Below are 13657 nucleotides of genomic sequence, written 5' to 3'. Positions count from 1 at the left end.
CCCGCGGGCCGATCGAGCCGCCATCGGACGGAGAGCACCTGGGCATGATCGCGAGTGGAATTGGGGCGAGCGGGCTTGGCCTGGAGGGCTCGCCCGAAGAGCAGGATGCCCGCGCGGTGCGGCAGGCCTGGGCGCAGCTTGCCGCGCCGATGCCGCTGCAGATCGAAGAGCGGCTGGCGACCCGGCAGTTCTTTGATGCCGCGCTCGACCTCGCGCATCGTGTCGTCGGCCAGGAGCGCCTGCACGGATTTCGGTTGAGCTTCACGTCCCTGGGGGGCCCCTATGCGGCCACGCTGATCCTCGCAGAGCCGGATGGGGGCGGGCTCGGGGAGGTCGGAGCGGAGCATGAGACCTCGCTCGTCCAGGCCTTAGTGGCGGCAATCTTCCGATGGGCCCGGGAACAGAGCGCATCCTGATCGGCCTGCGGCCTGCCGGTGAGCTCGCGACTCGCCGGTACCGGCCGATCTTCTCCCGACAGCCTGGGAACGTCAGAAGACAAGCAGGTTCAGCGGTTCGGCTCGAGAGGGTTTCAGGGCTGAATCGAAAGACGCGAGGTCTCTGCCGTAAGATGGCGGAAAGTGTGCATGCCGTGGCCAGGACCTGCGCGCGTCCCGGAGCAGGCCAGCCGAAGCGGTCGAAGCTCGACACGTACCGCGACTATCCGCCGGCTGGGCGCGACACTCCCACACAGGACCCGCCCACCGCGCTTTTGCTTCCACTCCGGCGCGACCGAAACCCGGGATCGAACAATCAGCCGATGAAGGCGAGCGACAACCAAGGAACAGCTGCGATGACGGCCAGACCTGCAAGCAGAGCGAGGAGATAGGGCCAGATTGCTACCACCACCTCGTCCGGGGAGACGTTGCCGATGCGGCAGGCGAGATAGAAGCCGACGCCGATCGGGGGCGCCATCAGCCCGATATTCATCGCTGTCACGATGACCATGGAGTAGTGGATGTCATCAATCCCGAGCCGCTTCGCGATCGGGAACATGAGGGGTGCCATCAGCACGATCGCGGGCAGGCCTTCAAGGATGCAGCCGAGCACCAGGAATACCACGACCGACACGGCCATGAAGGTCATCCATCCGCCCGGCAGTCCCGTCATGAACGACGCGATGTCCTGGGCAACGCCGGCCTGAGTGATGGCCCAGGCCATGGCCAGCGCCGTCCCAAGGATGAGCAGGATCGCGCCGGTCAGGGCCGAGGTCTCCACCAGCATGCCGTAAAAGGTGCGCCACCCTACGCCTCCGTAGAGGACGATCCCGATGAACAAGGCGTACAGGACCGCGATGGTGGACACCTCCGTCGCCGTAGCCACCCCATCGGCCACGGCCCAGCGTATCAGGAAAGGCAGCACGAGCGCGGGCGCCGCCGCGAGCAAGGTCCGGCCGATCAGGCTTGCTCGAGGGCGGCGGACGCCGGCCATGTTCTCGCGCCGGCTCTTCCAGCGAGCCAGGATCGCGAGCGCCATCAACAGCACGAGCGCGACGGTGAAGCCGGCCGTGAAGAGCCCGGCGATCGAGACACCGGCCGCCGCGCCGAGCACGATAAGCACGATGGAAGGCGGAACCGTATCCGCCATGGCTGCGCCCGTCGCCAGGAGGGCTGTCATCTCGCGCGGGGAATGGCCGCGCCGTTTCATCTCCGGAAAGAGCGCGGGCGCCACCGTCGCCATGTCGGAGACCTTTGAGCCCGAAATGCCGGACACGACGAAGAGGGACCCTAGCAGGACGTAAGACATGCCGGCCCGGACATGGCCGAGCGCCGAGGCCAGAAAATCGACGATCGCCTTGCCCATGCCCGTCGTGTCGAGGAGGCAGCCGAGCAGGACGAAGACCGGCACCGAGAGCAGGATCAGCGCCGACATCCCCTCATCCATCCTCCCGATCATGACGACGGTGGGTATATGCGTGGAGAAGGCCAGATAGCTGACGGTCCCGACGGCGAAGCAGAAGGCGATCGGCACCCCGGCCGCCAGACAGGCGCCAACGAACACGACCAAGAACAGCGCCAGTTTGACGTTGCCTAGCCGGACCAAGAATGGCGACGACACCCAGAGGACGCCGATGATCACGGCGAGGAAAAGCGAGGCGGCGACGAGGTCGCGCGTGCCCGCCTCACGGACCGCCTGTCGGAGGGCAATGGCGAGCATGCCGCAGATGCCGAGAGGGATCGCCGCTACCCGGTACGTGCTTGGGATTTCAAGAGAGGGAGACGTGATCACCCACTCGTCCCAGGCATGGTGCACCGCCGGAAGCAGGAGCGCCGCCAGGAGAGCAGCGACGGTCAGAGGAGCGAGTGCCTTAAGCGCACGCTGCAGCCCCGAAGGCATCATGGACAGGAACAGCGTCAGACGAAGGTGTTCGTTGCGGTGAAGGGCCAACACCGCGCCAATCATCGCCAGCCAGAGGAAGCAGATCGATGCAACCTCGTCGATCCAGACAATCGGGCGCCCGAAACCGTATCGGGAGACCACCCCGGCGACGAGAAGCGCCACGATGGTCAGGAGGAGCATCGCGGCGACGGCTTCCGTTGAGCGGACGAGCCAGGCGCCAAGGGACGATTTGGTCTCGGCCCTCGGACCTTCCCATACGAGTGTGCTTGTCATGGACGCTAACCCGGCACGAACAGGAAGCAACGGCGTCAGGCGAGCGGGCCGGAATACTTCTCCAGGAGCCCCCAGGCCTGGGACCCCATCTTCTCGCGCCATTCCTTGTAGAAGCCGGCGCTTGTGAGCTTCTGGCGAAACGGTGCCAGGTCCGGCTGGTTGAAGACCATTCCCTGCTTCTCGAGCAACGAGCGATATTCCGTGTTCGCGGCGAGCGTGTCAGCTCGGCTCGCCACGGCGGCCGCGTTGATGCGCGTCGTCACGATCTCCTGCACGTCCGTCGGAAGAGAGCGCCATATCCGCGCGTTGGCCAGGAAATGCAGTCCGCCCCACATATGGTTCGTCAGAGAGCAGTACTTCTGGACCTCGTAGAGACGAGCCGAGTGGATGTTGGAGATCGGATTTTCTTGCCCGTCCGCGATTTTGGTTTGAAGCGCGCTGTAGAGTTCGGCAAAACTGATGCTGGTAGGGGAGGCGCCAAAGCTCTTGAACATCGAGGTCCAGAGCGGACTCACCGGAACGCGGATCTTGAATCCTTCGAGGTCCTGCGGCCGTTCGATAGGCCGGTCGCGACTGGTGATCTGCCGATAGCCCATGTCCCAGACTTTCTCGAAGGCAATCAGCGAGGAACGCGAAAGCTCCTTCTGGACGTAGGCGCCCAAATCGCCGTCCATCGCCGCCCAAACCTTGCTGTAATCCTCAAAGGCGAAGCCGAGACTGCTGATCTGAGCCACAGGAACCAGCTGGCCGAGCTGGATGCCGGCGGTCGCGTAGAATTCAAGCGCTCCCGAGCGGACCTGGCTCAGCATGTCCGTCGCGCTGCCGAGCTGGCTCGCTGGAAACACCTTGAGCTCGACGCGGCCTTTCGAGTCGCGCCCGATCGCCTCGGCGGCCTTCATCATCTGGATTACCACAGGATGATCGGGATTGGGCTCGCAGCCGAGCTTCAACGTGAACTCGGCCGCCTGCGCTCGCCTCGGCAGAATGGCCGCGCTTAGACCTGCGGCCGCGCCCGCAGCGATCAGAGCTCTCCGATGCAACGTTCCCATAGTCCCTCCCCTCTTTTGCTTCCCGTTTCCACCCACCCGTCTCACGCGTTCGCCCTAGGCGGCGGCCGAGACCGCCGCTTTTCGCTCGCCCTGGAGGGCGGTCGCGTATGTCCGCAGCCCTTCGGCGAACAGCATCTTGTCGGTGCCGACCGTGAGAAATTCGACGCCTCTGGCCGCGTAGCTCGCAGCCTGGATCCGCACATGGGCCGGATCCATGCCGAGCATCGGGGCCATGATGGCGACGCCGGCCGCCTGGGCCACGGCTATGGTCCGCTCCAGCGCCGCAACCAGTTCCGGGTTCCGGAAGTCTCCGCCACGGCCATAGGTGACCGACAGATCGAACGGGCCGAGCGCGACGGCGGCGACACCATCCACCGCGCAAATCTCCTCGAGGCAGGCGACCGCCTCGGGCGTCTCGACGAGGACGATGATCTGATCCCGTTCGTTCTGCTCCGCCTCGAAGCTGGGCCAATCTCTCGTGTACTGGTCGGCCGCAGCAACGCACGGGCAGGCGCCTCGGCGCCCTCTCGCCCCGAACCTCGTCCCAGAAACCGCCGCCCGGACTTCCTCCGCAGTGCGGGCGTTCGGGACGATCACCGCACAGGCCCCGGCGTCCAGCGCTCTGCTGATCCAGCCAGGATCATGGCTCGGTGCCCGAATCATCGGGACGATGGCGTTCGCGTCGCAGGCCCGGATCAAGTTTTCCGCTGTCTCGAGCCCAAAGGCGCCATGCTCGCAATCGACGACGGTGAAGTCGAACCCGGCTCCGGCAACCAGATCCACCGCCTCGGGCGAGGCGATCTGAGACCATGTCCCGATGGCCGGCCGTCCAAGGCGCCGGAGCTCCGCAAGACCGCGACGATGCCTCACTCGACTGTCTCCTCTCGCGCCCGAACCCCGTCACCACGAGGTTTGTCGCCACGCTATCTCCTATCATGCATTTCGCGTCAATTGTCATATTTTGAGAATTTACCTGTTTCATGAACGCGACCGCGCGCTTAGACCACCGATGGCGCGGATGCTTGGCGAGAGCTCAACGGCGTGAACGAGAGCGCAGAAGACCTGGAGCCGGCGGACGAGACCGTCACCACCCGAGGAGCGGAGGGAAGCAGCCTCACTCGTGTCTTGGGCTTGCTGGAACTGTACACGGTGGACCGGCCGGCCTGGACGGCCGAGGAGATCGCCCACAGCTGCGGCTACTCGAAAGCGACTTCTTACCGGTACCTTCGGGCCTTGGCGCATGCAGGTCTGATCGCGCCGGACGAGGGCGGACGCTACGTGCTCGGCCCTCGGATCATCCAGCTCGATCGCCAGATTCGCATGAGCGATCCCCTGCTCGTCTCGGCGCGGCCTGTCATGGCGAGCATGAGGGACCGGCTGGGGGTGAACCTCATCCTCTGCAGCATCTATGCGGATCGGGTTATCTGCATCCACGAGGAATGGCAGAGTTCGGCGGTCGAGACGCAGTTCAGCCGCGGCCGACCGATGCCGCTCTTCCGCGGGGCGGCCTCGAAGATCATCCTCGCCAATCTGCCTCCCTCCCAGATCAAGTCCGCGATGCTGAACTGTCCTGACGAGATCCGGGCGGCAGGGCTTGGAAGAACATGGGCGGAGTTCCGGGGTCGGCTCCGAGAGATTCGGCGCGCCGGCTTCTGCATCGCTGATAGCGAGGTCGACGCAGGTCTCGAAGGTACGGCCGTTCCGATCTTTCGGCCGAGCGGAAGTGTGATGGGGTGCCTGTGCATGATCCGCACGTATGCCGAGAGGGGTGGGCGCTCAGCGCAGAGCTTCATCGCCGCCCTGCAGTCGGGGGCGCGAGAGATCGAACAGCGGCTAGCGACCTCGGCGGTCCCACGCGCGACGGATCAGGCTAGGAGGCGCAGAAGTCGAGCTCGCCCGGCGGCGGACAAGGAGTAGCTGACTATGGCCGCGGCGCGATATGGCGCTGTGGGCCGGGTTCTGCTTGGAAGCGCCACCACGACAGGGGGCTCTCCCCCGAGCGCAGCATCGTGGAGCGAGTTCAGGACGTCGGCAGCCGATCGGCTGTTCCTCGGCCCGTCCGGGCGGTATTGGTCTTGGGCAGGAGCGGCCGGACTTCATCCTGCGCCGCAGCGGGTCAGATCGACATGCGCCAGACCTCGCCCCACCGGCCCGCGGCCGAGCACTCCTGGGCCGCGCTCCTCGCAGGCGCCTGCATCCTCCTTGCCGCACCCGCCGCGGCGGAGTGCCGGGACGGCCCGGACCCGAAGGTGAACTGGGCGGGCTGCAGCAAGACCTCGCTCCTCCTCGACCGCAGCGATCTGACCGGGGCGGTGATGACGAAGGCGATGCTGACCTCGACCACCCTGAACGGTGCCGTTCTCAAGGGAGCCAAGATGACCGAGACGGAGCTGAGCTTCGTCCGCCTGGACGGCGCGGACCTCACCGGGGCGGACCTCTCCAAGGCCGTCGGCTGGCGCACGAGCTTCCGCGGCGCGACGCTCGCCAACGCGGTCTTCGACATGGCCCAGATGAGCCGCGCCGCGTTCGAGAAGGCGAAGCTGCCCGGCGCGAGCTTCGTGAAGTCGGAGATCAACCGTTCCGATTTCAAGGAGGCCGACCTTACGGGCGCGAACATGTCGAAAGCCGAGCTCGCGCGGGTCGACTTCACCAAGGCACGGCTGGAGAAGGTCGATTTCAGCTACTCGAACCTGTCCCGCGCGCGGCTCGACGGCGCGCATCTCGGGGGTGCGCAACTCAAGGGCGCCTATCTGTACCGGGCGCAGCTCGGCGGCGCCGACCTGAGCGCCGCCTCCGGGCTCACTCAGGGCCAGATCGATCTCGCCTGCGGCACCGCCCAGACGAAGCTGCCCGCCGGCCTCTCCGCCCCTAGGAACTGGCCTTGCGGGACGGAGGACGACTGAGCGCGGGACGGGCCCTTGGCGGCAGGGCCGGTCTCGCCTATATTGGGACCGTCGGGGCGACCCGACTATGATCGTAGAGGCAGAGCGGAATAGGCGTTCAGGACGCGGGTTCAATTCCCGCCGCCTCCACCACGAGCGCATCGGCACGGTGCGTTCCTGAGGGGGGCGACTTGGGTTCGACTGGGCGCGGTAAAGGCTAGGCTGCGATTGGGCTGAGCTACGGCCCTGATAGTGCAAATCCACAAATGCCAACGACAACGTTGACATGGGTGAGGTTCGCCTCGCGGCGTAACCATCCGGGGCTCGGGAAAGCCTAGCAACAGAAACGGCGCCTCAGGGCGCCGTTCCCATTTCTGCCGATGCGCAGCGTCAGCTCCGGTACAGGACCAGCGCACTTCCACCGGGACAAAAGTCCGGCCGGCGCGCCCGGGCCTTGCCGAGGCGGCGGGCGAAGCGGGGTCGCTCGCCCTCCTTCACAGCACCGCCGTCGGAATCTCTCCCGATAGAAGCCCGGTCCTCCGCCCGACATATGCAAGGTGCTGCCGGGCACGCGGCAGTTCCACCTCGTAGAAGTAGCGCAAGGCCCAAAGCTTGGCGGCGGCGAAGGACGGCTCGATATCCGGCCGAGAGCTTCCGGCAAGCAGGACGGCCTGATCGAGGAGCATCCAGGCCAGAACACCATGCCCGAACGCCGGCAGAAACGCCCAGGAATCGTCGAGGGCCTCGCCGGTCGGGAGTTCCGACAGGACCGCGATCGTCCCGTCGATCTCGCTCCAGAACGAGCGCAGCTTTGCGGCATGGTCCTCGAGGTCGGCGTGGCACGCCGCCCGAGAGGCGGTACCGTCGACCAGGCGGAGAAACTCCCGGAATGATCGGCCCTTCTCCCGGAGGATCTTGCGGCCCAAGAGGTCCAGGGCCTGGATTCCCGTTGTGCCTTCATGGATCGGGTTGAGACGGTTGTCGCGGTAGACCTGCTCGACATCGAACTCGCGCGTGTAGCCGTATCCGCCGTGAACCTGGATGGCGAGATCGTTCGCCTCCAGGCAGAATTCCGAGGGCCAACTCTTCGCCACCGGGGTGAGCAGTCCGAGTAGCCGCTCGACCTCCTCGCGGCGCTCACCCTGCGCCACGGCCTGCTCGTCGACGAGCTTTGCGCAGTAGAGCACCAGCGCCAGCGCGCCTTCCGCATAGCACTTCTGGGCGAGCAGCATCCGCTTGACATCGGCATGCTCGATGATCGGCACCGGCGCGGCTGCCGGATCCTTCGCGCCCGGCAACCGGCCCTGCCGTCGGGTTCGCGCATAGTCGAGCGCATGCCGATAGCCCCGGCAGCCGAGGGCGGCTGCGCCGAGGCCGACCGCGATCCGTGCCTCGTTCATCATGTGGAACATGATGGGAAGGCCATCCCCTGGCTGCCCGACAAGGTAGCCGACGGCCCCGGCCTTTCCTTCCGGGCGAAACCGTTCGCCTTCGCCGAAATTCAGCAGGCAATTCGTGGTGCCCCGGTAGCCCATCTTGTGGTTCAGGCCCGCGAGGGCGATGTCGTTGCGATCACCCAGCGGGCCGTCGGGACGAACGAGCCGCTTCGGCACGGCGAATAACGAGATGCCCTTCGTGCCGGGAAGGGTTCGGCCGTCGGGGCCTGGGGTTTTGGCCAAGACGAGATGGACGATGTTCTCCGTCATCTCGTGCTCGCCGCCCGAGATCCACATCTTGCGGCCGAAAAGCCGATAGCGCATCCCGAGCGAAGACCGGCCGTCCGGCACGGCTTTCGTGCTGATGTCGGCGAGGGACGAGCCCGCGTCCGGTTCGGACAGGCACATCGTTCCGAACCAGCGCCCCTCGATCTGAGGCCGCGCAAAGGCCTCGATCTGAGCAGGCGTGCCGAAGGTCGTCAGCAGCCGGGCATTTGCCGTCGTCAGCATCGCATAGGCGGACGTCGCGATGTTCGCGGCGAAGAACTGCGACATCGCTGCCGAGTGGATCACCTGCGGCAGCTGCAACCCGCCGTGGGCTTCGTCAAAGGAGCCGGCGAAGAGCCCCGCCTCCGCAAAGGCCTTCAACGCCTCTCCGATCTCGGGCAGGACCTTCGCGGAACCGTCCTGGAAGACCGGCTCCTCGCGGTCGGACTTCTTGTAATGCGGCGCGAAGAGCTCGCGCGCGAGCTTGCGGCTCGTCTCCAGGACGGCATCGAACGTCTCGCGCGAATGCTCGGCGAACCGCGGAGCCTTCGTCAGCTCTTCCACTCCGAGCCAGTCATACAGGAGGAAAGTGAGCTCGCGCTGGTCGATGAAGTCCATCCGTCGGCCGTCCGTCAAATCGCCGTCGCGCCGCCATCGACGGCGAGGATCTGTCCCGAGATATGCCGTCCCGCAGGGCTGGCGAGGAGGAGCGCTGCGCCCTGAGGTCGTCGGGACGGCCGAACCGGCCAGAAGGCGTACACGATTCCCACCTAGCGATCCGATCCGGCTTCGTCCCGCCGGTCGAACAGGTTGCTCCATGCGCGGCCGGTGGGCTTGGCGGCGCTTGCCCTATCCCGGAGCACGTCGAAACCTGCCCTGACGCCAGGCCTCGCCTTCATGGTCGTGTTCCAGCGCGCCACGTTCGGAAACGCTTCGAGATCGATGCCTTGCAGCTTCCGCGGCACGATCCAGGGCCAGATCGCGATGTCGGCGATCGAAAACTCGTCGACGACATATTCACGTTCCTCGAGCCGCCGATCCAGCACCCGATAGAGCCGCTCCGCCTCTCGCGTATAGCGCTCCACGCAATACGAGATCTGCTCGGGGGCATAGAAGCGGAAGTGATGCGCCTGGCCGAGCATCGGTCCAAATCCGCTCGCCTGCCACATCAGCCACTGCAGCGTCTCCGAGCGGCGGCGCGCATCCGCCGGCAGGAAGCGGCCGGTCCGCTCCGCGAGGTGCAGAAGGATCGCGCCAGACTCGAAGATCGGCCACGCTCCCCCGCCGCGAGGGAACCGGTGGTCGACCAGGGCGGGGATCTTCCGGTTCGGATTGATCTCTGCATAGTCCGGCTCGAACTGCACGCCGGCGGCCGTGTCGACGGGGACGAGGTTGTAGGGAAGCTCGGCCTCGGCGAGAAGGATCGTGACCTTGCGGCCGTTCGGGGTCGGCCACGTATAGACATCGAGATCGGCCGGACCCTGCGGCTCGCGCCAGTTCATGGAACCTCGCCTTCGGCGGCAAAGAGCCGCCGCAGATCGGGCTTGGACACCTTTCCGGCGGCGGTGAGCGGGAGAGAGTCGATCACCCTGACGTGACGCGGCAGCTTGTAGCGCGCCAGATGGGCGGCGCAGTAAGCTCGCACCTGCTCGGCATCGGCCGTGACCCCCTCCCGCGTCACGAGATAGGCACAACCCACCTCGCCCCACTTGGGATCGGGAACGCCGATTACTGCGGCGGAGATCACGCCGTCCATCCGGTGAAGAACGTCCTCGACCTCGGCCGGGTAAACGTTCTCCCCGCCCGAGATGTACATGTCCTTCCAGCGATCGACGATCGTTACGAAACCCTCGGCATCGATCCTGGCGGCATCGCCTGTGAGGAACCATCCGTCCCGGAACGCGCGCGCCGTTTCGGACTCGTTCCGCCAGTAGCCGGGCGTGACGGTCGGGCCGCGAATGACCAGCTGGCCGACGGCGCCCGACGGGACCTCTCTTCCGTCCTCGTCCTCGATCCGCAGCTCGGCATGCATCACGGGCAGGCCGGACGAGCCGAGCTTCTCAACCGCCCTGTCGGCGCCGAGCATGGTCCCGAGCGTCGTGGTCTCGGTCATGCCCCAGGCCTGCCGGATGCGCACGCCCTTGTCCGCGAAGGATCGCAGCACGCTGAGTGGGCAGGGCGCCCCTCCGACCAGCAGGCACTCGATCGCGGAGAGATCGGCTGCGGCAAACCCCTCCTGCTGCGTCATCATGAGGAAGTTCGTCGGCACGCCGAAGACATGCGTGATCCGCTGCTCGGGATCGGAGAGCGCAGCGAGCGCTTCCGCGGGATCGAACGATCGCATCACGGTGTTCGTCCCGCCGGCGTGGAAGATGAAGCCGGCCATCAGGTAGAGGCCGCCGACATGAAAGAGCGGCAGGAATGTCAGGCCCCTCGAGCCGGCACTCACCCCGGCCTTCATCATGCTGTTCACGGCGCTGAAGGTGACCATGCCGTAGGTGATCATCGCACCTTTGGGCCGCCCGGTCGTGCCGGACGTGTACATGATCGTCCAGACATCGCCGTACCGGACCTGCGCCCGCCGCGGGAGCGGAGAGGCTTCCGCGATCCCGGTCTCGTAGTCCGAACCGGCGCCGTCCCGGACGGATACGAGCCGCAGCCGGGGGCTGGCCGCCGCCACCGCGCGCGCGGAAGGCGCGAATTCCGGACCGTAGATCAGGACGGAGAGGCCCGCGTCGGCTGCGATCTGCCGCATTTCCGCATCCGCCAGCCGCCAGTTGAGAGGCACGAAGATCGCGCCGATCCGCGGACAGGCGAACTGTACCTCGAAGAGGTCGGTCGAGTTGTGAGCCAGCACGCCCACCCGGTCGCCGACGCTCACCCCGCACTCGGCCGAAAGAAACGAGGCGAGCCGCTCGCAGCGGCCATCGAGTTCGGCATAGGTCCAGCGGCGGCCGGAATGCAGGTCGATGGTGGCGATCTTGCCGGGGGACCAGAGCGCGTGCTGCGCGATCCAGTCAGGCGATGCGCATCGGTCGATCATGCGCCCTCCCCGGCGAGGATCGGCCAGCATCCGGTCCGCCGAAGAACCGGCTCGAGTCGCGAGCGATCGGGGGCGCCCAAAGCGCAGAAGCGATCGCGAAGCGTCGTGAGGCACTTCACCTGGTACTTGAAGGGAGCGAGCGCGTAATCGAGGCCCCAGACGGTGATCCTGAGCCGCTCAAGCCCTCCGTTGAAGGCCTTCTCGTTGGCGGCGAGGAACGGCAGGTAGAGCTCGCCCGCGAGGGCGAGAAGATCGCCCGCGGCACCCGCGAGCACCTTGTCGAGGGGCCACCACTCCCCATCCACGCCCGAGGTGTCGTCCAGACGGCGGGCCCAGATATCCGTCTTCGGCGCGATCGCCCGCATGATCCGCATCGGGGTAGGATCGGTGGCCATCTCATTGAGCTGCCCGTACCAGGCGAAATCCGCCAACGAGGGACGGGTACCGAAGAAGAACCTGTTCAGCCCGACATGCGGCTCGATCGCGGCCAGCATGCGCCGGTAGCTTTCCTCCAGAAGGGGCTTGTTTTCGGCCGTCGCGCCGAGGATCGGCATGCGCGAGATCTGGCGTCGGCGCATCGCCTCGCGCTCGGCTTCCGAGCCGGCCTCCTCCTCGAACACGGACCACTCCTCGGCCGCCCAGCGGGAGACGTAATCCTGGTCCTCCGGATCCCACCACCGGTAGAGGAAGAGCGGTTTCACAGCCCATTCGTCCGCCATGTCCTCGAGGAGATCGCAGAGAAACGCCAGCGCCGGGTCCTCCGGGATGATCGAGCGCTCCCGGTGTCTTGTCTCGAGATCATGGGCGAGCGTGGTCGTCTCGCCCCGCCAGGTGCCGTCCGGGTAGCGAAGAGCCGGAATCAGGTTCGGCTTGAGGTGGGCGGTTTCGGCCCGCAACGCGGGCGTCATGATCACCCAGTCGAACGGTATCCTGCGGTAGCGCAGGATCGCCCGCATCTTGAGCGCGTAGGGCGAGGCGGTGGACCCGACGAGACGATAGCGGCCTTCGGAGGACACGGTCGGCACCGACATCCCTACTTGCCGGCGTGGGGGCAGCCGCCCCCCTCCATCGGCCGGAAGGCTTCGCGGCCGGGAATCGTTTGCACGACCTCGTAGTAATCCCAGGGATAGCGCGACGCCGACGGCTGCTTCACGCGCACGAGGTACATGTCGTGAACCATGCGGCCATCCTCGCGCACGACGCCGTTGGTCGCGAACATGTCGTTGACGGGCATCGACTTCATGGTTCGGGCGACCTGCACTGCGTCCCTGGTCCCGGCCTTTTTGACGGCCTGGAGATAGTGGCTGACGGAAGAGTACATCCCGGCCTGGGCCATGGTCGGCATCGCCCCGACGCGATCGAAGAAGCGCCTCGACCACGCGCGAGTGGCCTCGTCCCGGTCCCAGTAGAAGCCCGTGGTCAAGTACACGCCCTTCGACTGGTCGAGGCCGAGGGCATGCACATCCGTGATATAGACCAGGAGCGCCGCCAGCCGCTGGGAACTCTGGCCGATGCCGAACTCGGTCGCTTGCTTGATGCTGTTGACCAGGTCGCTACCCGCATTGGCAAGACCGATCACATCGGCCTTCGAGCCCTGAGCCTGGAGCAGGAAGGACGAGAAATCGGCCGTGTTCAGCGGATGCCGAACCCCTCCGACCACCTCGCCGCCCATGGCCTTCACCGTGTCCGACACGTCCTTTTCGAGCGCCTGCCCGAAGGCGTAATCGACCGTCAGGAAGAACCACTTGCGGCCGCCCTGCTGGAGGACCGCCCGACCCGTCCCGTTCGCCAGGGCATAGGTGTCGTAGGTCCAATGGAAGCCGGTGGGGGAGCATGCCTTGCCGGTCAGGTCGGACGAGCCTGCACCGGACACGAGCACGATCTTCTTCTTCTCCTCCGCAAGCTTCTGGACGGCCAGGGCGATCGCCGATGTGGTCAACTCGGCGACGGCGTCGACGCCGTCGACATCCATCCACTGGCGCGCGAGCGCGACCGCGACGTCCGGCTTGTTCTGGTGATCTGCGGAGACCAGTTCGACCTGGAAACCTGGATGGCCCGCCTTGAAGTCCTCGACAGCCATTCTCGCGGCTTCCACCGCGCCCTTACCCGTTATCGTGCCGTAGACGCCCGACATGTCGGTCAGCACGCCGACCCTGACGGGCCTCTCGCCCTGGGCGATCGCGGGCGCCGCAGCCATCCCGGCAAGCAGCAGCAGCGCAGATAGACCTCGCATGAACGTTCCTCCGCTGTTCGTTGACGCGGTTGTTTCACGCCCGAGCCATGCCGTCAACAAAGATGACTTGCGGATCGCAAATCACAATGCGAGTTGGAGCGGCTTTGTTCGATAGGCCGGCTTGCGCTAGGTGGCGG

11 protein-coding genes and 1 other RNA gene are annotated in these 13657 nt (G+C 66.2%); 4 read left to right on the top strand and 8 right to left on the bottom strand.

What is annotated here, in order from left to right:
* The first annotated feature begins 44 nt into the window (after nucleotides 1-44).
* The gene (locus HJG44_RS10540) at nucleotides 45-416 is read left to right on the top strand and encodes a hypothetical protein (protein WP_171218339.1); all 372 of its coding nucleotides are present in this window, start codon (nucleotides 45-47) and stop codon (nucleotides 414-416) included.
* A 334-nt stretch (nucleotides 417-750) separates the two neighbouring features.
* Here HJG44_RS10540 and HJG44_RS10535 read toward each other — a convergent pair whose 3' ends face one another.
* The 3 genes from HJG44_RS10535 to HJG44_RS10525 are packed head-to-tail and all read right to left on the bottom strand — an operon-like array spanning nucleotide 751 to nucleotide 4529.
* Nucleotides 751-2610 carry a TRAP transporter large permease gene (locus HJG44_RS10535; protein ID WP_171218945.1) on the bottom strand — a complete coding sequence of 620 codons (1860 nt, stop codon included), beginning with the start codon at nucleotides 2608-2610 and terminating at the stop codon, nucleotides 751-753.
* 35 nt (nucleotides 2611-2645) lie between these two features.
* Nucleotides 2646-3659: a TRAP transporter substrate-binding protein gene (locus HJG44_RS10530; protein WP_171218944.1), complete on the bottom strand. Its 1014-nt coding sequence runs from the start codon at nucleotides 3657-3659 to the stop codon at nucleotides 2646-2648.
* A gap of 54 nt (nucleotides 3660-3713) precedes the next feature.
* Nucleotides 3714-4529 carry an aldolase/citrate lyase family protein gene (locus HJG44_RS10525; RefSeq protein ID WP_171218338.1) on the bottom strand — a complete coding sequence of 272 codons (816 nt, stop codon included), beginning with the start codon at nucleotides 4527-4529 and terminating at the stop codon, nucleotides 3714-3716.
* A gap of 171 nt (nucleotides 4530-4700) precedes the next feature.
* On the opposite strand from HJG44_RS10525, the gene HJG44_RS10520 reads away from it, so the two are divergent.
* The 3 genes from HJG44_RS10520 (at nucleotide 4701) to ssrA (ending at nucleotide 6896) form a co-directional block, all read left to right on the top strand.
* On the top strand, nucleotides 4701-5576 hold the full coding sequence (locus HJG44_RS10520) for an IclR family transcriptional regulator domain-containing protein (RefSeq protein WP_171218337.1): 876 nt from the start codon (nucleotides 4701-4703) through the stop codon (nucleotides 5574-5576).
* Between the two features lie 209 nt (nucleotides 5577-5785).
* Nucleotides 5786-6562, top strand: coding sequence for a pentapeptide repeat-containing protein (locus tag HJG44_RS10515; protein ID WP_171218336.1), 777 nt, complete (start codon nucleotides 5786-5788; stop codon nucleotides 6560-6562).
* An 11-nt stretch (nucleotides 6563-6573) separates the two neighbouring features.
* Nucleotides 6574-6896, top strand: a transfer-messenger RNA (tmRNA) gene (gene ssrA, locus HJG44_RS10510).
* Between the two features lie 139 nt (nucleotides 6897-7035).
* On the opposite strand, the gene HJG44_RS10505 is transcribed toward ssrA, so the two are convergent.
* From HJG44_RS10505 to HJG44_RS10485, 5 genes are all read right to left on the bottom strand, one after another.
* On the bottom strand, nucleotides 7036-8862 hold the full coding sequence (locus tag HJG44_RS10505) for an acyl-CoA dehydrogenase (protein WP_171218335.1): 1827 nt from the start codon (nucleotides 8860-8862) through the stop codon (nucleotides 7036-7038).
* Between the two features lie 152 nt (nucleotides 8863-9014).
* Nucleotides 9015-9746: a glutathione S-transferase N-terminal domain-containing protein gene (locus HJG44_RS10500; RefSeq protein WP_171218334.1), complete on the bottom strand. Its 732-nt coding sequence runs from the start codon at nucleotides 9744-9746 to the stop codon at nucleotides 9015-9017.
* The gene (locus tag HJG44_RS10495) at nucleotides 9743-11287 is read right to left on the bottom strand and encodes an acyl-CoA synthetase (protein WP_171218333.1); all 1545 of its coding nucleotides are present in this window, start codon (nucleotides 11285-11287) and stop codon (nucleotides 9743-9745) included. The genes HJG44_RS10500 and HJG44_RS10495 overlap by 4 nt, the downstream gene beginning before the upstream one ends.
* Nucleotides 11284-12318: a glutathione S-transferase N-terminal domain-containing protein gene (locus tag HJG44_RS10490; protein WP_171218332.1), complete on the bottom strand. Its 1035-nt coding sequence runs from the start codon at nucleotides 12316-12318 to the stop codon at nucleotides 11284-11286. Before HJG44_RS10490 ends, HJG44_RS10495 begins: the two co-directional genes overlap by 4 nt.
* Before the next feature lie 2 nt (nucleotides 12319-12320).
* Entirely contained in the window at nucleotides 12321-13520 is a 1200-nt protein-coding gene (locus HJG44_RS10485; RefSeq protein ID WP_171218331.1) for an ABC transporter substrate-binding protein, read from the bottom strand.
* Nucleotides 13521-13657: the final 137 nt, after the last annotated feature.

This window comes from Enterovirga aerilata, from assembly GCF_013044135.1.
Taxonomy (GTDB): domain Bacteria; phylum Pseudomonadota; class Alphaproteobacteria; order Rhizobiales; family Beijerinckiaceae; genus Enterovirga; species Enterovirga aerilata.
The sequence above is the reverse complement of the archived record's forward strand: the minus strand, read 5'-3'. Positions and strand labels throughout refer to the sequence as shown.